Source organism: Nesterenkonia sp. Act20 (genome assembly GCF_019173455.1).
Classification (GTDB): Bacteria; Actinomycetota; Actinomycetes; order Actinomycetales; family Micrococcaceae; genus Nesterenkonia.
In genome coordinates this window covers 1942824-1963849 of record NZ_JADPQH010000001.1, presented here as the reverse complement: position 1 = coordinate 1963849, position 21026 = coordinate 1942824, and the positions used below count along the sequence as shown (strand labels likewise).

Below are 21026 nucleotides of genomic sequence, written 5' to 3'. Positions count from 1 at the left end.
AGGGCCGCGGCGCGCATTCATCGCCCGCCGCGGCCCTGCGGCGTCTCCTGACACTCTCACCGCGCACCCCTGCGCCACGACACGAAGGACCATCTCTATGACTACGACCGTCACCGCACTTCAGGCCGACAATGCCGAAGGCGAGTTCACCCGCCGCCCGCTCGAGCGGCGCAGCCTCCGCGCCGACGACGTGCGCATCGCCATCCGCTATGCGGGCATCTGCCATACCGACATCCACCAGGTCCGCAATGAATGGGGCGGCGCCAGCTACCCGATGACCCCGGGCCACGAGATCATCGGCGACGTGGTCGAGGTCGGGGCTGACGTCTCCAAGTTCACCGTCGGTGACACCGTCGGCGTCGGCTGCTTCGCCGATTCCTGCATGGAGTGCGAAGCCTGCAAGGCCGGCGAGGAGCAGTTCTGCAGCCAGGGCGTCGTCTCGACCTACAACGGTCAGGACAAGGACGGCGAGACCACTCACGGCGGATACAGCCAGCAGATCGTGGTCCGTGACCACTTCGTGCTGCGCATCCCCGAGGGCATGGACGCCGCCTCCGCCACTCCGCTGCTCTGCGCCGGGATCACCACCTATGCTCCGCTGAAGCGCTACGGCGCCGGTCCAGGCGTAAAGGTCGGCGTGATCGGCATGGGCGGACTGGGGCACATCGCGGTGAAGATCGCCGCCGCCATGGGCGCCGAGGTCACCGTGCTCAGCCGCACCGACAGCAAGAAGGAAGACGGACTCAGCTTCGGCGCCACCTCCTACCGCGCCACCGAAGACGGCAGCGCGTTCCAGGAACTGGCCGGAACCTTCGACCTGATCATCAACACCGTGGGCGCCTCCGTCAGCCTGGACTCCTTCCTCGGCCTGCTGGGCCGCGGCGGAACCATGGTCAACGTCGGAGCCCCGAGCGAGGAGCAGTCCTTCCAGATGTTCTCGCTGCTCACCATGCGCCGCAACTACGCGGGTTCCATGGTCGGTGGTCTTCCTGAGACCCAGGAGATGCTGGACTTCTGCGCCGAACACGGCATCACGGCCACCACCGAGCTGATCAAGGCCGACCAGGTCGCCGAGTACTACGACAAGGTCGTCTCGGGCGATGTGCGCTACCGCGCAGTCATCGACATCGCCTCGCTGGAGAACGCCTCCTGAGCATGAGGTTCTGAGCGACCCCAGCAACACCGAACGCCCCGTCGCAGAGAAGCTCCCTGAGCCTCCCTCTGAGGCGGGGCCTTTGTCATGCCGCCATCAACCTCTCTGCGGGAGAACTAAAGTCGCCAATCGCCTCCAGACGAGGTGGAGTGAGGGTTCCTGCGCATAACATCTGTCTCGAACTGGAAGCACCAGTTCAGATGGGTGGAAGATCACGTTGGCTATCCCGGGAAACCTCTCGACAGAGCAGTTCGCAACTGCGTTCACCGAGTTCATGGAGCAGATGACTATGGCCGCACGCGAGACTGCGGCGCCAGGTGTCTACCTGGAGCTTCTGTCCGCGCACTTCGGACGAGACCCGCTGAGCGTGGACACTGTCTCCCACACTTTTCCCTGGTGGCGTCACGCGGATGTGGACATCGCGCTGACCACGCTCTTCCCCGAGACCACACCCACAGGCGTGCGCTATGCGCAGGGGAGCGAGGTGAGCTTCTCTGAACTCCTGACTGATCGTTACCAGCAGTTCGAAACGGGGGCCCTGGCCTACGAGACCATGCCTGTGGGGCACGAGCGCCGGCGCAGGGTGATCGTCAATGGACTGTGGGTCGCGCGATATAAGGAGCACGCCGTTGCGGTGCTGCAGACGAAGAACCAGAACTTCGGCTATGCCCAGTCGCAGCTGGAGATCATGTGTGCTGACGAGTCGATCGGAGACGAACTCTCCCAAGAGATTCGGCGGTGCATGGACCTCCACTCCACCCTTCGGGGGGAGTATGTCACCTTGGCCGGCAGCACCCTTCAGGACGAGGCTCTCAGTGTCCGATTCCACGATCGACCCAGCATCCGGCCAGAGGACGTCATCCTCCCGAGCGGAACCCTGGCTCGCATTCGTCGGCATGTCTTGGGACTCTCGGAGATGAAGACTCAGCTGCGCGACGCCGGCCAACACCTCAAACGCGGCATCCTCCTCTATGGTCCTCCCGGCACCGGCAAGACTCATACGGTTCGACACCTCATCGGAGAGAACGCGGCCACCACGGTGATCGTGCTCACCGGTCCGGCGCTGGGCAACATCTCGATGGCAGCGGAAACTGCCAGGGCGCTGCAGCCGTCCCTGGTGGTCCTTGAGGACTGTGACCTCGTGGCGGAGGACCGGGACTTCGGTGATGCCGGGCGTCCCCTGCTGTTCGAGATCCTGGACACGCTGGACGGTCTCTCCGAGGACGCCGACGTGGCCTTCGTGCTGACCACCAACCGCGCGGATGTACTGGAACCTGCTCTCGCGCAGCGACCCGGGCGCGTCGATCTGGCGATGGAGATCCCGCTGCCGGATCACGACGGACGGCTCAAGCTCTTCACTCTGTACTCTCAGGAGCTCACGTTCTCTCCGCAGGGTCTTCGCGATGCCGCGGGATCCACCGAGGGCATCACGGCGTCCTTCGCCAAGGAGGCCATCCGCCGGGCAGTGGTCAACGCCGCGGCCGCGGGACGCCAGGCCCGCGACGAAGACCTTCTCACTGCAGTGGCTGAGCTGATGTCAGACCAGGAGCTGCTCACCGCGAAGCTGCTGGCCTCGGAACCGGAGTGGCCCGTTGAACCCGACGAAGTCCTCGAGGCCGAGGACCATCCTGAGCCGTGACGACCGAGGCTCGACCAGCCCACGTGCAACGAACCCTCGCGCAACGACCGCTCCCCGGGGACAATTCCTGCATGGGGAGCTCACGCGAGGAACAGCGGCGCAGGACACTCGAGCTGATGCGCAGAGTCCGCGATCGTATCGACCGCGACTATGCGCGACCCCTCGATGTCGAGGAACTCGCCCGAAGCGTTCACCTCTCCGGCGGATACCTCGGCCGTCAGTTCAAGCAGGCCTACGGCGAATCTCCGTATTCTTACCTGATGACTCGCCGGGTGGAGCGTGCGATGACACTGCTGCGTCGGGCGGATATGACCGTCACGGAGGTGTGTTTTGCCGTGGGGTTCTCTTCCCTGGGAACCTTCAGCACCCGATTCACTGAGTTGGTGGGGGTCCCTCCGAGCACTTACCGCAGCACCGAGACACACGCCCTGGCGGGCATCCCGCCCTGCCTGGCGAAACAGGTCAGCAGACCGCTCCGAAGCACAGCGCGCAAACAGGTCGGGAATCGAGAAGCGCACTCGCCGGTGCCTGCTTAGAGTTGCCCCATGAACATCACCATCCATTACACATTCCTGCCGCACACTGACGCGGAGGCGGCACTGCGCTTTTACCGCGACCTGCTGGGCTTCGAGGTCCGTCAAGATGTGGGCTACGAAGACATGCGCTGGATCACCGTGGGTCCCGTCGGGCAGCCGGAGACCTCCATCGTCCTGCATCCCCCTGCCGCTGACCCGGGGATCACCGACCAGGAACGCTCCGTGATCCTCTCGCTGATCGCCAAGGGGAGCTATGGCGGACTGACCCTGGCTGTCGATGATCTGGACGCGTTCTATCAGGAGCTCGAGGCCGCCGGCGCTGACGTGGTCCAGGAACCGATCGACCAGGACTACGGGGTTCGCGACTGCGCCTTCAGAGACCCTTCGGGCAACCTGCTGCGCATCAACCAGCGCTGACCCCGCCTCCAAGCGGCCTAGGGAATGACACGGCCCGCGCGGTAGCGCGCGAAGAGATCCTTGAAGGCCTGCTCCGTGCGGCGGTGTGAGAGGAAGCCGGCGTCGCGGCTCTTGCCCATATCCGTGACGACCTCCATGTCCCGCCCCAGATCGGCGTCGGTGTGCCACCAGGACGCCAGACGTCCGATGTCGGACTCGACGAGCCCATGCTTCTCCGCGATGGCGGGCCAGGAGGACTCGTGCGGCGCCATCTGCTCCTCCAACGGCCGCGGAGCCTCAGAGAAGCCAAGCACACGCTCAGGGGCGACACCGAGATCAGCCGCGAGTCGGGGCCACATCCAGCGCCACCGGAACACGTCCCCATTGACGATGTTGAACGGTTCGTTCGCTCCGGCAGGGTCTGTGGAGGCCCAGACCATCTGCTCAGCGAGCAGCCCGGCGTCGGTCATGTCGGTGAGCCCGTTCCACTGCTGCTCGCTGCCGGGGAACACGAAGTCAAGGTCCAGCTCCTTGGCCAGCGTGGCCTGGACGGCGATGGTGAGGCCCATGTTCATCGCATTGCCCACGGCGTGGCCGATGATGGTGTGCGCCCGGTGCACGGACCAGGTGAAGCCCTGACGTTCAGCGGCAGCGAAGAGCTCATCCTCGTGCGCGTAGTAGAAGTTCGGGGTCTCCAGCCGCGGCTCCTCCTCATGGAAGGGAGTATCGGGGGTGGCGCCGGCGGCGTAGGCCTCGAAGGGGCCGAGATAGTGCTTCAGCCCGGTCACGATGGCCACATGCTGCAGCGGAGCGTGCTCCAGGGCCGCCAGCAGGTCACGCAGCATGGCGCCGTTGACGCGGATGTTCTCCGCCTCCGTGTCCTGCTTCTGCCAGGCGCTGAAGAACACGTGCGTCGGCCGGTGCTCGGCCAGCGCAGCGGCGAGGCTCTCAGGGTCGCGAAGATCAGCGGCGACTCCGCGCAGACCCGGAGCAGATGCGGCACTCCGGGACAGGGCCAGCACCTCCCACCCCTCGGCGACGAGCTGCCGAGCGACGGCCGATCCGGTGATGCCCGAGGCACCCACGATCAAGGCAGTGCGGTCGGCGGGCAGGAATGAGTCTTCTACAGCAGAGGTCATGCTCGGTGGAAGGACCGGAAGACGGCGGAAATTCCCCGGCGCAGGAGTCACTGCTGCCGTGACTCCTGTGACCACCGCCTAGACTCAAGCACGTGAGTGCCGCTGCCGCCCCTGAACTCGATACCCTCGTGGTCATCCCTGCCCACGATGAGGCGGCCACGGTGCTCGCCGCTGTCACCGCCGTTCGCGCGGCAGCTGATCATGCCGGCGCGCTTGTGCACCTCATCGTCGTCGCAGATGCCTGCAGCGATGCGACTGCCGCCCTGGCACGCGAGGCAGGCGCCGAGGTGCTGGAGATCGATGCGCACAACGTGGGGGCCGCTCGGGCGGCAGGGTTCCGGCATGGACTCCGCGCAACAGCGCCCGGGCCAGGCTCCCTTCGCCCAGGTTCTCAGACTGCCGCTCCCTGGCTGGCGACCACCGACGCCGACAGCCAGGTTCCGCTGGACTGGTTCAGCAGGCAGAGCGCCCATCGAAACCGGGGTGCCGACGTCGTCATCGGGACCGTGTCACTCGACCCACGCGTGGGCAAGGACGCCCTGGGACGCGCCTGGGCCTGTGATTACACCGGGAAGTTCATCGCAGGTGGCCACGGTCATATCCATGGAGCCAATCTCGCGTTCAGCGCGGAAAGCTACCGCGAGGTCCAGGGTTTCCGAAGTCTCGAAGCCGATGAGGATGTCGACCTGGTGCATCGATTCCGCGCGGCCGGTGCGCGCATCGCCACGGCGACCGATATGCCCGTCCTGACCTCACGACGCACCAACGGGCGAGTCCCGCGCGGGTTCGCCCAGACCCTGGCAGCCCTGCCCGCGTGAACGAGATTCTGGCGGAGGTCCACTCCTACCTGCGTGCCGGCACGCCCGCGCTCCCTGGTCACGGAGACACCATTGCGCGGTGGCGCAGACTCGCGGGCGTGACGGCGCAGAACACGGTGGTGGGTCGGCTCTATGAGGCTCATGCCGACGCGGTCGCCATCACGGCCGAGCTGGGCCAGCCGGAGCTGGTCCGCCCTGGCCAGCTGTGGGGCGTATGGGCCGCAGAACCGCCGTCACCGGTGCTGACCGCGCAGCGCAGCGGCCAAGGATGGACGCTGACCGGCACGAAGCCGTGGTGCTCCGGAGCGTCGCTGTGCAGCCACGCCTTGGTCACCGCCACCGTCCGTGCCCCCGTCACCCCTGCCGCGCACGGTGATGACGCGGGGGCATCCGATGACGCCCCGCCCAAGATGCTCTTCGCCGTTGACCTCTCCTCCCCCGGGGTGGAGCCCGTGGCGGACACCTGGCACGCGGTGGGCATGGCGGCCAGCGACTCGGGCTGGGTCTCTTTCGAGCAGGTCCACGCCACCTCGCTGGGCACAAACGCGGACTACCTGGATCGCGCCGGTTTCTGGCACGGCGGCATCGGAGTGGCCGCCTGCTGGTACGGGGCGGCCCGCGCCGTCGCCGCTCCTCTGCTCACCCGGGCCTCCACTCCCAGTGCCGCACCGATCCTCCGCGCCCATGCCGGGGCCGTGGCCGCGGCACTGAGCGCGAGCTGGGCCTTGCTTGAACGGACAGCCGCCTCCGTGGACGCCGATCCGAGGAACCTGCCGCTGGCGAAGGCGCAGGCCTTTGCGGTGCGGACCCTGATCGACCGCACAGCGGCTGAGGTCATCGACCGCACCGGGCGTGCACTCGGACCGGGGCCGCTCGCCTCAGACGCAGCCCACGCGCAGCGCGTCGCCGATCTCAGCGTCTACATCCGCCAGTCCCACGCCGAGACCGATGAGGCGGCGCTGCCCGCCGTGATGGCCGAGAACGGACTCAGCTGGGACGACCTGATCGGAGACGGCCATGGAACCTGGTGAGACCGCGCCGACCTTCCACGGCACGCAGACTCCGCGCAGCGTCGCTGCGGCCCTTCGGGACTTCGACGCGGGCGTCCCGCGCTGGGGCATCGGCGAGGTCGACGACGCAGGGCGGTGGGTCCCGCAGCATCTGCCGGGGCTGCTCGTGGTGGCGCCGCATCCCGACGACGAGGTGTTGGGCGCGGCGGCACTGATCGCCGCCGCCGTGCGTGGCAGGTCACCGGTGAAGATCCTGGCCGCCACCGACGGCACAGGATCGCATCCGCCCAGCACCATTCCCGCAGATCAGCTCGCCGAGATCCGGACCGCAGAGTCCGAGACGGCCCTCGAAGAGCTGCGCTCCCTGATCCCGCGCGGCCGTGCTGAGCCGGGCGGGCCGGAACATCAGGGCGGTCCCACCGATCTGAGTGATCACAGTGGCATGGAGCGCATTCGACTGAGACTGCCCGACGGCGAGCTCGCCGTCCACGTCGAATCTCTCACCGAAGCAATCGGTGCCGCGCTGCTGCCTATGCCCAGCGGCACGCTTATTGCAGCCCCGCTCTCCCATGACGGTCATCCCGATCATGACGCGTGCGGGGAGGCCGCGACGGCCGCGGCCACGCAGCACAACGCACCGCTGGTGCAGTACCCGGTGTGGCTGTGGCTGCACAGCACCCCGCCCGAGACGACCTCACCGACGCAGACACGGTCCCCGGTTCCGTGGGCGGCGGCGCGCTCGATCCCCATTGATGCTGAGCTCGCCGAGGTCCGCAGCCGCGCCGTCGCCGCCTTCGCCTCTCAGCTGGGCACCGCACTGGGCTCACCGGTGGATCGGAGACCAGGGGAACCGGTCCTCACCGCCACGATGCTGGCCACGGTGCTGCGTGACCAGCAGATCGTCTTCCCAGGGACTCCGCTGGATTTCGAGGGACTCCATGCCGAGCGGGATGACCCTTGGGGGGTGACCAGCCGCTGGTACGAGCAGCGCAAGTACGCCCTGACGATGGCTGCGCTTCCTCGATCGCGATACCGGCGGGCCTTCGAGCCCGGATGCTCCATAGGCGGTCTGACCGAGCTGCTCACGCAGCGCTGCGATGAGGTTCTCGCGACCGACATCTCCGGCTCAGCATTACAGGCTGCCGCGCGTCGGGTCTCTGCCGAGAACGTGACCTTCCAGCATGCCAGCATCGAGGACTGGCCTCAGGGTGTTCTCGACCTGATCGTCATCAGCGAGCTTGCCTACTACCTCAGTGATTCGCAATGGAGCGCCGTCCTCACCCGGGCCGCAGAGACTCTGGAGGTTGGCGGGCATCTCGTCTCGGTTCACTGGCGCCACTCGAATGCGGAGGCCTTCCGCTCAGCGGAGGACATCCGCCAGGAGCTGCGCGCGGTGCCGGGCTGGACCAGGCATGGAAGCTACGAGGATCGTGACATGTTGATCGACGTCGTGGGACCCGCGAGCCCCAGCGTGGCTCAGGCCGAGTTCCTCGACTGAGTGGCAAGAGCCGGTTCACGCTGAAGGAGAACAGCGCGACTTCGGGGCGCTGCGACCGTCCGCTCACGACGCTGAAGCGCCGCGGTCCAGATCCCGCAGATGACTAAGACCGGCACGGCGATGACGAGTGCAGCGAGCAGGAATGCGTTCAAGGTCTGGATCAGCATCACAGCGCCGACACCTCGGACGCGCCTGGGTGTGCGGGGCGAACCACGCTCACTGGGAAGGACCGTCGCTGTACAGGCTGCGATTGAAGTGCAGGCGCCGCGCGGCGAAGCTTATGCCCAGCATGCGCTCGATATTCGAGATCACGCCGTTCGACACCGTTCCCATCAGATCCGAGGGATCGGACTCCGCAGTGATCGTGCAGTTCAGGTGAAAGACAAGTTCGGACTCATCCCCCGAAATCTCAACAATCGCGGACTCGACATGGGGGTGGGACATGAGTCCGGCGGAGGCAGCCTTGGCCATCTGGTCATATCGGGTGCAGCGGAGTCCACGATCCTTCTCCGCCTCCGGAGCTCCCGGTGTCGTGCCAGGGATTTCCGAGGGGATGTTCGATTGGATCATGCTGTCGTGGACTTGTTGCGGGCTCATCTGACTTCTCCATACCTCTGTGGGACTGCCCCCTGTTGCAGTCACCCATGTACCGCGCTATGCACCTTACAGTTAGACTGTATAACTATTATTTGCACTCACGCAAAAAAGTCGGTGTCAGGCGGGTTCGATGTGCCGCGTCGGGACGGGGCTGGAGTAGACCACGCTGGTGGTGATGCTTCCCAGAGTCGCCAGGCGTCCGGTGATGCGTTCAAGATCCCGCATGGAACGGGCCAGGACTTTGATGATGAAGCAGTCAGCACCGGTGACATGATGAGCCTCCACGATCTCGGGCGTGGTGTCGACGAGGTCGTGGAATGGCTTGTAGTTGCCAGAGGGGTAGGCCAGTCGGACAAAGGCGCTCACGTCGTAGCCCAGGGCCTCTGGGTCCAAGGTCACGGAGTACCCCGTGATGACCCCGCCATCCTGAAGGCGCCGGAGCCGATCCGCCGTGGCGCTGGCGGAGAGGCTGACGCTGCGTGCCAGTTCGGCCGTGCTCATCCGGCCATCGCGTTGCAGCTGCGTGATGATGCGATGGTCGGTGGAATCCAATTCGAGATGGGAATTCTTCGGCATGAGAGTGATAGTACCGAGGAATCCCCGGCATATGTCTCGATATGCCCCGATATCGCTGTTCCCTGATCGACGGTTCTGAGATGGACTGGAGCTATGACTTCACCACTGAGCGCCACAGACTTCTTCTCCGCCAAGCTGCGCTTCGAGACGGATCCGGCGGACCTCGCCGCTGACCGCGCGGCGGGCGCTTCTCCGCTCGTCATCGACGTCCGTTCGGCCGAGGCCTGGAGTCAGGGTCACCTCCCAGGGGCGCTGCACATCCCCGGGGCAGAGCTCGCCGCTCGGGCAGACGAACTGGGCACGGACCGTGCCCGCGCCGTCGTCGTCTATTGCTGGGGGCCGGGCTGCAATGGCAGCACTCGTGCGGCGCTGAGTCTGACGACCTTGGGATTCACCGCGGTTCGCGAACTGATCGGCGGGTTCGAGTATTGGGCGCGCGAGGGATTCCTGGTGGAGAGCCTCGCAGGGCGCAACCGACGGTCTCCGGATCCACTGACCGCTCCAGTCAGGCCGTGAGCATTCATCGCGACCGGCTCGGTAGGGTGAGAGAAGCCCCTGACCTGAGAGGTTTCCTCCATGACTCCCCGCACCGACTCTGCCGCCCCCACACGATCCGAACCCCAGACCGCCACATCGTCGAGCACCATTGATGCCTGCGTCGCCACGGCGCAGAGGACCTTCCAGGCTGGCCGCACCAGTCCGCGGCAGTGGCGTCGTGAGCAGCTGAACGCATTGCTGCGTCTGCTCGAGGAGCGTGCGGGCGAGATCCACGCGGCGATGGACGCCGACCTGGGCAAGAGCGACGTCGAGAGTCACCTCACCGAGGTGCTGGCGGTGAAATCCGAGGTCAAGGACACTCTCAAGCATCTTCAGCGCTGGACGCGGGATCAGCGGGTCTCTGTGCCGTTCATCGTGGGCACCGCACGAGCCCATGTCCAGCGCCAGCCGCTGGGCACCGTGCTGATCATCGGGCCCTGGAACTACCCGTTCCACCTGCTGCTGATGCCGCTCATCGGCGCTCTCGCGGCCGGCAACTCCGTGGTGCTCAAGCCCAACGAGCTGGCCCCGACGGTGTCCCGCACCGTGGCCCAGCTGATTCCGGAGTATCTCGATCCCGGGGCGGTGCAGGTCATCGAAGGTGGGGTCGAGGAGACGACCCGGCTGCTGGAGCACCGCTTCGATCACATCTTCTACACCGGCAACGGCACAGTGGGATCGATCGTGATGACCGCCGCCGCGAAGCACCTGACTCCGGTGACCCTGGAGCTGGGCGGCAAGTCTCCGGTGTGGGTCGATGCCTCGGCCGATCTCACGCAGACGGCTGAATCACTGGTGTGGGGCAAGTTCAGCAACTGCGGCCAGACCTGCGTTGCGCCGGACTATGTGCTGACCACACCGGACCTCGCCGAACCACTGGCAGCGGAGATCGCTCGCGTCACCACCCGCGCCTTCGGGACGAGCCCGCGCACGGCCACGAACTACGGGCGCATCATCAACGAGCGCCACACCGAGCGGCTGGCCGGACTGCTGGGCTCCGGCAGCCCGGTGGTGGGAGGCACGGCCGACATCACCGAGAAGTATGTGGCACCGACCGTGCTGCTCGACGTCGCACCCGACTCAGCCATCATGCAGGAGGAGATCTTCGGACCGATCCTGCCGATCCTGACGGTGGCCGGTCACCGGGAGGCCATCGCCTTCATCAACGCACGACCGAAGCCGCTGGCGCTCTATGCGTTCACCGAGCTTCAAGAGGTGCGGGAGGACTTCCTGGAGCAGACCTCCTCGGGCGGAATCACCTTCAACACCGTGATGACCCAGCTGGCGGTGTCCACGCTCCCGTTCGGCGGCGTGGGCGCCAGCGGCATGGGCCGCTATCACGGGGAGTACAGCGTCGAGACGTTCAGCCACGAGCGCGCGGTCCTGCGCAAGCTGCCCGGCTTCGATCCCACCCGACTGGCGAAGGCTCCCATCTCCTGGGGCATGCGCCGGCTGCTGCTCAGGGGCTGAGCTCTTCCTCTGGCGGGCGGAGCCTCAGGCGTGGCGGTAGGTCGGCAGCACCGCACGTGAGGGCACGATGACCTTGCCCAGCGGCATCAGCGAGACCGGGATCAGCTTCAGGTTCGCGATGCCCAGGGGGATACCGATGATGCTGACGAACATCGGGATCGCGGTGAGCACATGCCCGATGGCGATCCAGATGCCTGCCACCAGCACCCAGATGACATTGCCCACCGTGGTGAGGGGCCCGGCGCCCCGCGGGCTGCGGTCCACGATGGTCCGCCCAAAGGGCCAGAGCGCATAGACCCCGATCCGGAAGGACGCGATGCCGAAGGGGATCGTGATGATCAGCAGACAGCAGATGATCCCGGCGAGGAAGTAGCCCAGTGCGAGCCAGAGCCCGCCGAAGACCAGCCAGATGACGTTGAGGATCGAAGAGACCATGGAGTTCATCCCTCCATTGAATCGCATCAGCCGGTCGGCAAGAAGGGTCTGGTTCGCAAGCAGCCCCGGAGGACGAGGCACACAGAGCTGGTTGCGGCGGATCAGTCGCGGCGCCTGCTGCGACCGCGCAGCACCGCGACGACGACGGCGGCCAGCAGCCCGAGCACGACGACGCTCCCGGCCGCGAGCACCCAGGTCGGGACGTTGAGGTTGAACCCCACCACTTCCTCGGATACGGCAGCCCCCGGATCTTCCGAGTTCTGATCGTCGGACTCCTGGGTTTCAGGATCGCCAGTGGTTGCGTCTTCCGTGGCCTCCTCGCTGGGGCTGGACGCCGCGTCGTCGTCGTTCTCGGACGACTCTGCAGCGGCAGACTCGGACGGGGTCTCAGAATCTGTAGTCTCAGCCGCCACCTCGAAGTCGAAGGACTGCTCCTCGGCGTGGCCGTCGGAGTAGACCGCCCGGTACGCCACGGTGTACTCGCCGCCTGGCAGCTCCTCGGGGAGTTCGGTGGACATGGTGGCGCCTTCGATCTCGGTCTCCCCCTCCCAGTTCTCCCCCTCGGCGTCGGATATCTGAAGGACGTTGGCGATGGACTCGCCATCGGTCAGTCCGTCTCCGGAGAACTCCAGGACGACCTCCTCGGGGCTGGTCTCGAGGACTTCACCGGCCTCCGGGGAGGAGGAGATGAGCGAATCGTGGGCCCAGGCGGGGGCGGCCACGGCCGCCAGTGTGAGGCCCATCCCCGCCGCAGCGGAGAGGGCAGTGATGCGCGCAGCCTGTACGCGGGTCAGGGAGATGCGGTGTGTCATGGGTCTGGTCTTTCCGTCGTGAGGTGACTGGTCCCGCGGCGGTGCTGCCGCCGGGACCACGATGTGTTGTCAGTTCACGAGGAGGGGAGGACCGCGCAGCGTCTGCGCCCCGCCACCCAGCCAGAGGTCTCGCAGCACGGTGGTGGTGAAGGAGCGGTGCGCACGGATGCGGCGTGGCCCGGCCAGCAGCGCCGGAGGCTGCAGCAAGAGGACGATGGGTCGCAGGCTGAGCAGTCTGGTCAGCCCCTCCAGCACGAGCTCGCCTCGGCGCAGCACCCCATAGGTGAAGATCCCGGCGAGCACGTGGGCCAGCATCATGGGCGCATCAGGCAGCACGCCAGCCACCGTCCCGGTCTGCGCCACCTCGATCGCGGCCCCCGCCTGGACCCCGCCGTGCGCGCCATGCCCGGTGTGAGTGCCCACGACGACAGCGCCACCGGCTGCCCCGCTGGCGGGGAAGATCGCGAAGAGCCCGTGGAGGACCGCCTGGCTGAAGAGCACCGCGGCACCGAGCCGGCCGCGACTCAGCCGAACCGAGGAGAGCACTGCGCACACCGGCACCGAGAGGGCCAGCGCGAGCAGCAGCACGATCCAGTGCGGCGGATGCCCTGCGGCAGAGTGGGATATCGCCGCGGTTCCGCTGGCAAACACTGCCGCGAGGAGACCGCGGGCGATCCTGGCACCGCCGGTGACGGGGCGCAGAGAAGGGACAGCATCCGCAGCATTGACCACAGAAGACCCCTTCTCTCGGCTGATGCGGGCGAGTCTACTACGGGGTGTAGAAGTTACAGCGTGTAGAAGTTGAACCGGGCCACGGCCGACTGTCACGCGATCTCATCTGGCGGGGCGACTTGAGCGGATTCGCGGTCAGACTCGCCGGGCCGAGGTGTCCAGATCGCCCTATAGATGCTCGGGCTGCACATAATGACCCTATGACAGACTTCCCCTCCTCCCGGCGCGATCGCCGCACTCCGCCCGGAAGAAGCCTGCGCACGCTGGGATGGGTGGCGTTCGTCGTGCTCGGTTCCGCCGCGGCATGGTTCGCCTGGATGGGATGGGACCAGGAGTACTGGGAGGATCCGGAGACCGGAACCCCTCAGGGGCCCTACCGCGCCTGGCAGGTGATCGGGTGCGGCGTCACGCTGGTGGCCATCGGCGTGTGGACCTCGAGGTCACGCTGCTGGCCCGCCGTGCTGCTGCTGCCGCCGTCGTTCACCCTGGCCTGGAGCATCACCGCCAGCGAGGACGACACCGGACTCTGGATGGTCGGCGCGATCATGGTGCTCATCGGCACTTCCCTTGGCACGGCGATCGTGATGGGCATCGTTCGGACCGCACGATCCCTTGCCAAGCCTCGATGAGCCGACGGCCCGCCTTCCCTGGGCAAGCCAGAGAAAACGGGCCGTCCAGAGGCCAGCGCCTCAGCGGTCCAGCGTAGTGGCCAACGGCTTCTCATCGACGAAGAGCAGCACCAGCGTGGAGATCAGCGCGATCGGCGCCAGCAGCAGGAACAGCGGCATGAGCGCCTCGTTGTAGGACTCGACCACCACCGTGTAGGCCGCATCGGGCAGGGAACGCACCAGCTCCGGAGTCAATGAATTGGCTCCGGCGCCGTCCGCGGCACCGGCGGGAAGCCGATCGCGCAGCAGGTCGGTCAGTCGAGTGGCGAAGAGGGAGCCCACCACGGCCGAGCCCAGCGTCGCACCGACCTGGCGGAAGTAGTTCTGTCCCGCTGTCGCGGTGCCCACGAACCGCAGCGCAAAGGAGTTCTGCGCCACCAGCGTCAGCAGCTGCATGGTGCAGCCCAGGCCGAGGCCCAGCACGCCGAGATAGATGCACTCCAGGATGACCGGGGAATCGGCGCTCACGGTGGAGAGCAGCCCGAGTCCAAGCGCGGTGATCACGCTGCCGACCACCATCACCTTCTTGTACCGGCCGGTCTTGCTCACTCGGCGGCCGACGACGATGCCCGCCACCAGCAGCGTGCCCATCATCGGGATCATCAGCAGACCCGCCTGGGCCGGGGTGTAGCCGGTGACCATCTGCAGGTAGGTGGGCATGTAGCCCAGGGCCCCGAACATGGCCATGCCGGTGATGAGCCCGGCCACCATGGTGAGCACGAAGTTGCGGCTGCGGAAGAGCATCAGCGGAAGGATCGGCTCCGGGGTGCGGGATTCGACCCAGGTGAAGATGGCGCCAGCGACGATCGCTGCGGCGATCAGACCCAGGATCATCGGGGAGGACCAGGCGTATTCTCCGCCGCCCCATGTGGCCACCAGAACCACCGCGGTGGTCGCGGCGCCCAGCAGCGCCATGCCCCAGACATCGATGCGTCCTCGGTTTTCGGGGGCACGCTTGGGCAGCTTCAGGAGCACAGCAATGCCGATCAGTGCCAGCAGGCCGAGCGGGACGTTCATCCAGAGGGTCCAGCGCCAGCCGGGGCCGGTGGTCAGCCAGCCGCCGAGCAGCGGACCCGCCACCGAGGAGAACGCAAAGACGCCACCCATGACGCCCATGTACTTGCCGCGCTCGCGAGCGGGCACGACATCGGCGATGGTGGCCTGGGACAGGATCATCAGTCCGCCGCCACCGATACCCTGAATGACGCGTGCGCCGATCAGCTGCCCCATGCCGTCGGCGGCTCCGCCCATCGCGGAGCCGATGACGAAGGCCAGGATGGCGAAGATGAAGAGCGGCTTGCGCCCGAACATGTCGCCGAGCTTGCCGTAGACGGGCATCATCACGGTGGAGGCCAGGATGAAGGCCGTGATGACCCAGGCCATGTGCTCCACGCCGTCGAGCTCACCCACGATGGTGGGCAGCGCGGTGGCCAGCACGGTCTGACCCAGGGAGGCCATCAGCATGGCCAAGATCAAGGCACTGAAGATGAGGCCGAGGTGGCCGGTCTCAGGCTCGACAGGTGTTGCAGCCGCCGAGGACTCCTCGGGGCTCAACGGCACTTCGGCCGCGGCGTTCGGAGGCGTGACCTTCGGGAGAGAAGAGGTATTGGGACTGGTCATCGGGTGTTCTCCACGACATTTCTGAACTGGGCGATGGACTCGCTGATGAATGGATCAAGACTCTCGGACGCAGACTCGTGGTACCGAGAGAAGGTGAACTTGGTGATGCCCCCCGCGAGCATCAGCAGCGCCTCGAAGGCATGCTCTCCCCCACCGCCGGGCAGGCGCAGTCCGCCCTGCTCGGCCTCGGCGTGCACCGCACCATGGACAAGCCGCTCCACCTGCGCGAGCAGCTCGGCCAGCCGGGCCCGCAGCTGGGGATGGTCGGCGATGATCTGTCTGCGCCGCGCGGCGGTTTCCTCCGGCAAGCAGGTGCGGACCACTGCGACGAAGAGATGGACCACTCGCGTCAGCTCGTCCTCAGAGGAGGCATGGAAGCGTTCAACGGCGGCCGGGTCGAGTTCGGCCGACCGGGTACCCAGGACCGCGTCCTCCTTCACCGGGAAATAATTGAAGAAGGTCCGCCGCGAGACACCGGCGCGGGTGGCGATCTCATCCACGGTGGCGGCACCGGGGCCGCCGTCGCGTGCCAGGTCGAAGGCGGCCTGGTGGATCGCGTTCCAGCTCTCACGGTGGTTGCGTTCGCGTTGACTCAGATTTTCTTGCACTCGTGCATCTTATGCACCCAGGAAAATTTGCACAAGTGCAAACACTGTGAGTTGCGTCATCGAAGCTCACCCCAGGGGCTGACGACACCCCGCAGATGCTTCGAAAGAATGAGTGCATGTTCGAAACACTCACACTCGCCAGCAATGTCGCCGCCACGATGGGCGAGGACAGCTGGATCACCGGCCTGCAGAACTGGACCCAGGAGCTCCCGGCAGCCCTGCAATGGCTCGGGGTCATCCTCGTCTCGGCGATCCCCTTCGTGGAATCGTTCTTCGGAGGCCCCATCGGGATCCTCGCCGGGATGCACCCAGCCATCGCGATCGCCGCCGCCGTGGTCGGCAACATGCTCTCGCTCATTCTGGTGGTCTACGTGGCCCACTGGGTGCGCACGGCGATTCTGCACAAGCGACCGCAGCGCGATCCAGAGAAGTCAGCCAAACGGGAGAAGGTGAAGCGCATCTTTGACCGGTTCGGCGTCCCGGGGGTCTCCATCCTGGGGCCGCTGGCGCTGCCCAGCCAGTTCACCGCCCCGTTGATGGTGTCCTTCGGAGCCTCGCGGCATGCAGTCATGGCATGGATGCTGGTGTCAGTGATCCTCTGGGGCGTCGGCTTCGGCCTGCTCGCAGCCTGGGGACTCAGCCTCGTCGGATAGTCCTCCGCACTGTGAGCCGACCCTCGACCTCCGGCGGATCAGCGCTGCTCCTCATCCTTGGGGTACCGCTGAAGCTCGCGGGACCCCTGGGTGAGGTTCTTCAGCTCGACACTGTCGTCGAAGTTCGAGCCCACGGCGCCGGCGAAGGTTCCCAGCGAGGCTGAGAGCCAGGCGATCTCGACATAGTTGAGGAAGCTGGTCTCCGAGCCCAAGGTGTCAGACATGAAGCCCGGCTCGATCAAAAGCAGTCCGACCACCAGAATCGAGACGAACAGCAGGAAGTAGAGAGCCGCCACGCTGGTCAGCATGCTGACCACGGTGGAGATGTTGTACATCGCGGCCTCACGCGCACCACCCACGCTCGCCGAGCGGTCCCAGAACCTGTTGCTGATGATCAGCCACGCGCTGACGATCGCGATGGCGGCCACGGAGACCACCGCGAGCCGCCAGAGCGGCAGGAAGCTGGCCATCTCCCAGATCGTGGTGAAGAAGATGCCGAACGCCCCTGTGGCCGCCGCGGCGGCGAAGACCCCGGAGAGCTTGGGCAGCGACCACATGGGCTCATTGGCTGCCACCATCCCCAGCGTCATCCACAGCCGACCGGGGAACACCCGGCCCGGGGAGATGAAGAAGGTGTCATCACCCCTCTGCGGCTCCACATGCGCGGAATAGCCGCCGTACTGGCGCGCCGCCTCCACCGACTCATGCAGGAAGGCGCTCACCACACGGTGGAGCTCCCGGCGCAGAGAGTTCAGAATGAACCACGGACCCAGCGCAGGCAGGGAGATGATCGCCAGGCGATCGCTGAAGTGCAGCTCGGCGGTCTTGGGGCGCTCCCCGGCCATTCGCGGGATCTCCGTGATGATGACGGTGATGTCGGCCTCGGACTCGGCAGACCATCGCTTCGCCTCATCGAGGTCCAGGGTGGCATCGTCGCGCAGCGGAACCAGGGCCTGCTGATGGGTCACTTCTCCGCCGCGGGCCCAGTCGGCGTTGCGGCCCCGTTCGGGCTGCTGGAGCACCCTCCGCACGAGCCAGGAGGTTCTGCCCGGGTCGGAGTACATCATGACGCTGAGATTCTTGGGAGCAAGCGAACTCTCGCTGACCTGCTCCACCTGTCCCTGGTTCCGCGTATCCAACTCCCCGGGGGCCGTCCCCTCGTTCGTCTCCTGCGATGCCATGGAGACAACGTTACCGAATCCGCACAGCACAAGGCCCGCCGCCCAAGGGGCGACGGGCAGGCTTGAGGGGGCTCAGGAGTCGCTGAGCATGTCCAGGACCAGCGGCTTGACCTGCGTCCCATAGAGCTCAACGGCGCTGAGCATATGCTCGTGCGCCAGGCTGCCGTTGCCGTACTTCATGCCGAAGCGGCTGTTGCCCAGCAGCTTCTGGGTGCGCACGATCTTCTTCGCCACCGTCTCTGGAGAGCCCACATAGAGGGCCCCCTGGTGGACCTCCTGCTCGAACTGGGCTCGGCTGGGATGGCCATTGCCCCATCCCCGCTCACGGCCCAGCTTGGCCATCGACTCGGCCCAGGACGGGTAGAACACATCAAGGGCCTCCTCGTCCGTCGGAGCCACGAAGCCGTGGGAATGGACTGCCACACGCCGGTTGCCGGTGTGAGCAAATTCATCCAGCGCCTTCTGGTAGAGCTGCGCCAGCGGGCGGAAGCGCTCGGGAGCGCCTCCGATGATCGCGAGCTCGAGCCCCGCTCCGTAGCGGGCTGCGCGGACCACGGAGTTGGGCGTGCCACCTACCGCGATCCACGTGGGCAGCCCGTGCTCGTGATCGGTCTTGGGGTAGATCTCCTGATTCTGCAGACGGCCGCGGGTCTTGCCCTGCCAGCTGACAGGACCTTCGCTGCGCAGCTTGGTGAAGAGATCGACCTTCTCCTCGAAGAGCTGCTCGTAGTCGGAGAGGTCGTAGCCGAAGAGCGGGTAGGACTCGATGAAGGACCCGCGACCCAGCGAGACCTCGGCACGACCCCCGGTGAGTCCGTCAATGGTGGCGAAGCGCTGATACACGCGCACCGGGTCATCGGAGGAGAGCACCGTGACGGCGGAGGTGAGCTTGATCCGCTCGGTGGCGGCGCCGATCGCGGAAAGCACCACATCGGGTGCCGAGATGGAATAGTCCGGCCGGTGATGCTCGCCGATGCCGATCACGTCGACTCCGGAGGCGTCGGCCATCTTCGCCTCCGCCAGGACATTGCGCAGCACCTGGGGCTGCGGGACATCCTGCTCGCCGTCGAGGGTCTTGGTGACGTCCCCGAAGGTGTGCAGGCCGAGTTCGAACTGGTCGCTGTGGCGCTCTGTGCTGATGGTCATGGCTGGTACAACGCCAGCCACAACCGCTCCATTCCTCAAAATTTGAAATAGATTATGAGACGTGGCGCATACCAGCCTTCGTCCTCAGCGCATGCGGGCCCCGGCCCGGCGCACGGCCTGAGTGAGCCGGTCCATGACGGCGATCGTGCTGGACCAGTGCTGCCAGTGCAACGTGGTCTCCTGCGGACCGATCTCGCCGACGATCGCAAGGTCCCGGTGCGTACCTTCCATGACTCCGGGGGGCATCATCCCCTCCGGGATCATCCCCCAGCCCAGTCCGTAGCCCACGGCCGCGTTATACGCCTCCACCGAGGGCACCATGTGGGTGGTGGGGGTCCCGGCGACGCCCAGTCGGCGCAGGCCGGCGCGCTGCAGCGAATCACGAATGCCGAACTCCACCAGCGGAACCTGCTCCCAGTCCACAGTCCCGTCGGTGCCGCGATGCCGGTCCAGGAGCTCGGTGCTGGCTACGGGCCAGTAGCGCATGGTGCCCAATACCGTGGAGCGGCACCCGGAGACCGGTGCGGGATTCTCGGCCACAGCAGCCGCCACGGTGCCGTTGCGCAGCAGCTCATGCGTGTGCTCCTGGTCCTCCGCGTAGAGATGCAGCTCCACGTCATCCCAGGTCGCCGCCTCCTGGAGTACACGCAGGAACCAGCTCGCCAGCGAGTCGGCGTTCACCGCGACCGACAGGGTCACCGTGGGTGCGGCCTGTCCCGGGATCCGATGGAACCCGAGGCTGCGCCGCGCCTCATCCTCGAGCGTCACGGTCTGCCGTGCGATCCGCAGCAGCTCCGCGCCCGACTCCGTGGTCATGACCGGCACCGTGCGGGTCACCAATACATGGCCGACCTCCCGCTCCAGGGCCTTGATGCGCTGGGAGAAGGCGGAGCCCGAGATCTGCAGCAGCGCGGCGGCAGCCTCAAAGGTCCCCTCGTCCACCGCGACGACGAAGGCCCGGAGATGGTCTGTATTCATGCCGTAAGCCTAGGTGATATCTGAAGTATTGCTTCAGATACTGAAGGATATTGAGCTGGTGCGGATACTTCCGGACCGCCAGGATGGACTCATGACCATCGTGCTCACCGGACTCCTGACCTGTTTGGCCCTCATCGTCGCCATCGGCCCGCAGAGCGCCTGGCTGCTGCGGCAGGGACTGCGCAGAGACCGAGTGCTGTTGGCCGTGACCTGCTGCGTCGTCGGCGACATCGCGCTCATCGCGCTGGGCACGGCCGGCGTCGGTGCTGTGCTGGATCACGCGCCCTGGCTCATGGAGGTCCTGCGCTGGGCCGGCGTGGCGTACCTGACCTGGTTCGCCTACCGCTCCTTCGTCGCAGCCCATCGGGCGGGCAGGGCGATGAAGCCCGGTCTCCACGTGGAGCTCTCCAGCCAGGACTCCGACGACGACGCCGGCTCCGCTTCCTCCACAGGAGGCCGCGCCCCGGCGACCGGCGGCGTGAAGGTCGCCCAGCAGGTGCAGGTCACGCGGATCTCCTCGATCGCCGCCACGGGCCTGAGCGTGTCCATCCTGAACCCGCATGCCTGGGTGGACACGATGGTCGTGCTGGGAACCATGGCGAACACCTTCGGAGCGGACCGGTGGCTCTTCGCCGTCGGCGCGATCATCGCCTCGGTTCTCTGGTTCAGCGCGCTGGCGCTGGGCGGCGCCGTCCTGTCCAAGTGGCTGAACCGACCCCGCACCTGGCAGGTGCTCGATCTGCTGGTCGGCGCGATCATGCTGGTCGTGGCCGGGTTCCTCGCCGTCGGCGGCGTCTGATCCGCGCCGGCAGGCTCGGCGGCGT

23 protein-coding genes are annotated in these 21026 nt (G+C 66.5%); 12 read left to right on the top strand and 11 right to left on the bottom strand.

What is annotated here, in order from left to right:
* Window positions 1-97 precede the first annotated feature (97 nt).
* The 4 genes from IY716_RS09060 to IY716_RS09045 all read left to right on the top strand — a co-directional run bounded on the left by IY716_RS09060 (window position 98) and on the right by IY716_RS09045 (window position 3745).
* Window positions 98-1153 (top strand): NAD(P)-dependent alcohol dehydrogenase, encoded by a 1056-nt coding sequence (locus IY716_RS09060; protein WP_218221202.1) that lies wholly within the window; start codon window positions 98-100, stop codon window positions 1151-1153.
* Window positions 1154-1436: 283 nt separating this feature from the next.
* On the top strand, window positions 1437-2792 hold the full coding sequence (locus IY716_RS09055; RefSeq protein ID WP_218221201.1) for an ATP-binding protein: 1356 nt from the start codon (window positions 1437-1439) through the stop codon (window positions 2790-2792).
* A 71-nt stretch (window positions 2793-2863) separates the two neighbouring features.
* Window positions 2864-3328, top strand: coding sequence for a helix-turn-helix transcriptional regulator (locus tag IY716_RS09050; protein WP_218221200.1), 465 nt, complete (start codon window positions 2864-2866; stop codon window positions 3326-3328).
* 9 nt (window positions 3329-3337) lie between these two features.
* Window positions 3338-3745: a VOC family protein gene (locus tag IY716_RS09045; protein ID WP_218221199.1), complete on the top strand. Its 408-nt coding sequence runs from the start codon at window positions 3338-3340 to the stop codon at window positions 3743-3745.
* A gap of 17 nt (window positions 3746-3762) precedes the next feature.
* Here IY716_RS09045 and IY716_RS09040 read toward each other — a convergent pair whose 3' ends face one another.
* Entirely contained in the window at window positions 3763-4863 is a 1101-nt protein-coding gene (locus IY716_RS09040) for an SDR family oxidoreductase (protein WP_218221198.1), read from the bottom strand.
* Between the two features lie 92 nt (window positions 4864-4955).
* On the opposite strand from IY716_RS09040, the gene IY716_RS09035 reads away from it, so the two are divergent.
* From IY716_RS09035 to IY716_RS09025, 3 genes are read left to right on the top strand one after another with little or no spacing between them, the layout of a single operon-like run.
* Entirely contained in the window at window positions 4956-5681 is a 726-nt protein-coding gene (locus tag IY716_RS09035; protein WP_218221197.1) for a glycosyltransferase, read from the top strand.
* Window positions 5678-6712: an acyl-CoA dehydrogenase family protein gene (locus IY716_RS09030; protein ID WP_218221196.1), complete on the top strand. Its 1035-nt coding sequence runs from the start codon at window positions 5678-5680 to the stop codon at window positions 6710-6712. Before IY716_RS09035 ends, IY716_RS09030 begins: the two co-directional genes overlap by 4 nt.
* Window positions 6699-8189 (top strand): bifunctional PIG-L family deacetylase/class I SAM-dependent methyltransferase, encoded by a 1491-nt coding sequence (locus IY716_RS09025; protein WP_218221195.1) that lies wholly within the window; start codon window positions 6699-6701, stop codon window positions 8187-8189. The genes IY716_RS09030 and IY716_RS09025 overlap by 14 nt, the downstream gene beginning before the upstream one ends.
* Before the next feature lie 216 nt (window positions 8190-8405).
* Here IY716_RS09025 and IY716_RS09020 read toward each other — a convergent pair whose 3' ends face one another.
* Together IY716_RS09020 and IY716_RS09015 are read right to left on the bottom strand one after the other, a co-directional pair.
* The gene (locus IY716_RS09020; protein WP_218221194.1) at window positions 8406-8786 is read right to left on the bottom strand and encodes a hypothetical protein; all 381 of its coding nucleotides are present in this window, start codon (window positions 8784-8786) and stop codon (window positions 8406-8408) included.
* 117 nt (window positions 8787-8903) lie between these two features.
* The gene (locus tag IY716_RS09015; RefSeq protein WP_218221193.1) at window positions 8904-9362 is read right to left on the bottom strand and encodes an Lrp/AsnC family transcriptional regulator; all 459 of its coding nucleotides are present in this window, start codon (window positions 9360-9362) and stop codon (window positions 8904-8906) included.
* A 93-nt stretch (window positions 9363-9455) separates the two neighbouring features.
* Between IY716_RS09015 and IY716_RS09010 the strand changes: the two genes are divergently transcribed.
* Entirely contained in the window at window positions 9456-9878 is a 423-nt protein-coding gene (locus tag IY716_RS09010) for a rhodanese-like domain-containing protein (RefSeq protein ID WP_218221192.1), read from the top strand.
* 60 nt (window positions 9879-9938) lie between these two features.
* Window positions 9939-11369, top strand: coding sequence for an aldehyde dehydrogenase family protein (locus IY716_RS09005; RefSeq protein ID WP_218221191.1), 1431 nt, complete (start codon window positions 9939-9941; stop codon window positions 11367-11369).
* Window positions 11370-11393: 24 nt separating this feature from the next.
* Here the strand turns inward: IY716_RS09005 and IY716_RS09000 are convergent, their stop codons facing one another.
* From IY716_RS09000 to IY716_RS08990, 3 genes are all read right to left on the bottom strand, one after another.
* A complete protein-coding gene (locus IY716_RS09000) occupies window positions 11394-11804 on the bottom strand; it encodes a YccF domain-containing protein (RefSeq protein WP_218221190.1) in 411 nt (136 codons plus the stop codon).
* A 101-nt stretch (window positions 11805-11905) separates the two neighbouring features.
* Complete coding sequence (locus tag IY716_RS08995) at window positions 11906-12616, bottom strand: copper resistance CopC family protein (protein ID WP_218221189.1); 711 nt, start codon at window positions 12614-12616, stop codon at window positions 11906-11908.
* Window positions 12617-12685: 69 nt separating this feature from the next.
* The gene (locus IY716_RS08990; protein ID WP_218221188.1) at window positions 12686-13348 is read right to left on the bottom strand and encodes a hypothetical protein; all 663 of its coding nucleotides are present in this window, start codon (window positions 13346-13348) and stop codon (window positions 12686-12688) included.
* Between the two features lie 200 nt (window positions 13349-13548).
* Between IY716_RS08990 and IY716_RS08985 the strand changes: the two genes are divergently transcribed.
* Entirely contained in the window at window positions 13549-13977 is a 429-nt protein-coding gene (locus tag IY716_RS08985; protein WP_218221187.1) for a hypothetical protein, read from the top strand.
* 60 nt (window positions 13978-14037) lie between these two features.
* Here the strand turns inward: IY716_RS08985 and IY716_RS08980 are convergent, their stop codons facing one another.
* Together IY716_RS08980 and IY716_RS08975 are read right to left on the bottom strand one after the other, a co-directional pair.
* On the bottom strand, window positions 14038-15636 hold the full coding sequence (locus tag IY716_RS08980; protein ID WP_218221186.1) for an MDR family MFS transporter: 1599 nt from the start codon (window positions 15634-15636) through the stop codon (window positions 14038-14040).
* Window positions 15633-16244 carry a TetR family transcriptional regulator gene (locus IY716_RS08975; RefSeq protein WP_218221185.1) on the bottom strand — a complete coding sequence of 204 codons (612 nt, stop codon included), beginning with the start codon at window positions 16242-16244 and terminating at the stop codon, window positions 15633-15635. Before IY716_RS08975 ends, IY716_RS08980 begins: the two co-directional genes overlap by 4 nt.
* A gap of 116 nt (window positions 16245-16360) precedes the next feature.
* On the opposite strand from IY716_RS08975, the gene IY716_RS08970 reads away from it, so the two are divergent.
* Window positions 16361-16897, top strand: coding sequence for a small multi-drug export protein (locus IY716_RS08970; RefSeq protein WP_255316482.1), 537 nt, complete (start codon window positions 16361-16363; stop codon window positions 16895-16897).
* 38 nt (window positions 16898-16935) lie between these two features.
* On the opposite strand, the gene IY716_RS08965 is transcribed toward IY716_RS08970, so the two are convergent.
* From IY716_RS08965 to IY716_RS08955, 3 genes are all read right to left on the bottom strand, one after another.
* Window positions 16936-18078: a hypothetical protein gene (locus tag IY716_RS08965; protein WP_218221184.1), complete on the bottom strand. Its 1143-nt coding sequence runs from the start codon at window positions 18076-18078 to the stop codon at window positions 16936-16938.
* A 72-nt stretch (window positions 18079-18150) separates the two neighbouring features.
* Window positions 18151-19224: an LLM class flavin-dependent oxidoreductase gene (locus IY716_RS08960; RefSeq protein ID WP_218221183.1), complete on the bottom strand. Its 1074-nt coding sequence runs from the start codon at window positions 19222-19224 to the stop codon at window positions 18151-18153.
* Window positions 19225-19308: 84 nt separating this feature from the next.
* On the bottom strand, window positions 19309-20202 hold the full coding sequence (locus IY716_RS08955; protein WP_218221182.1) for an ArgP/LysG family DNA-binding transcriptional regulator: 894 nt from the start codon (window positions 20200-20202) through the stop codon (window positions 19309-19311).
* A gap of 91 nt (window positions 20203-20293) precedes the next feature.
* On the opposite strand from IY716_RS08955, the gene IY716_RS08950 reads away from it, so the two are divergent.
* Window positions 20294-21001: a LysE/ArgO family amino acid transporter gene (locus IY716_RS08950; RefSeq protein WP_218221181.1), complete on the top strand. Its 708-nt coding sequence runs from the start codon at window positions 20294-20296 to the stop codon at window positions 20999-21001.
* Window positions 21002-21026 lie beyond the last annotated feature (25 nt).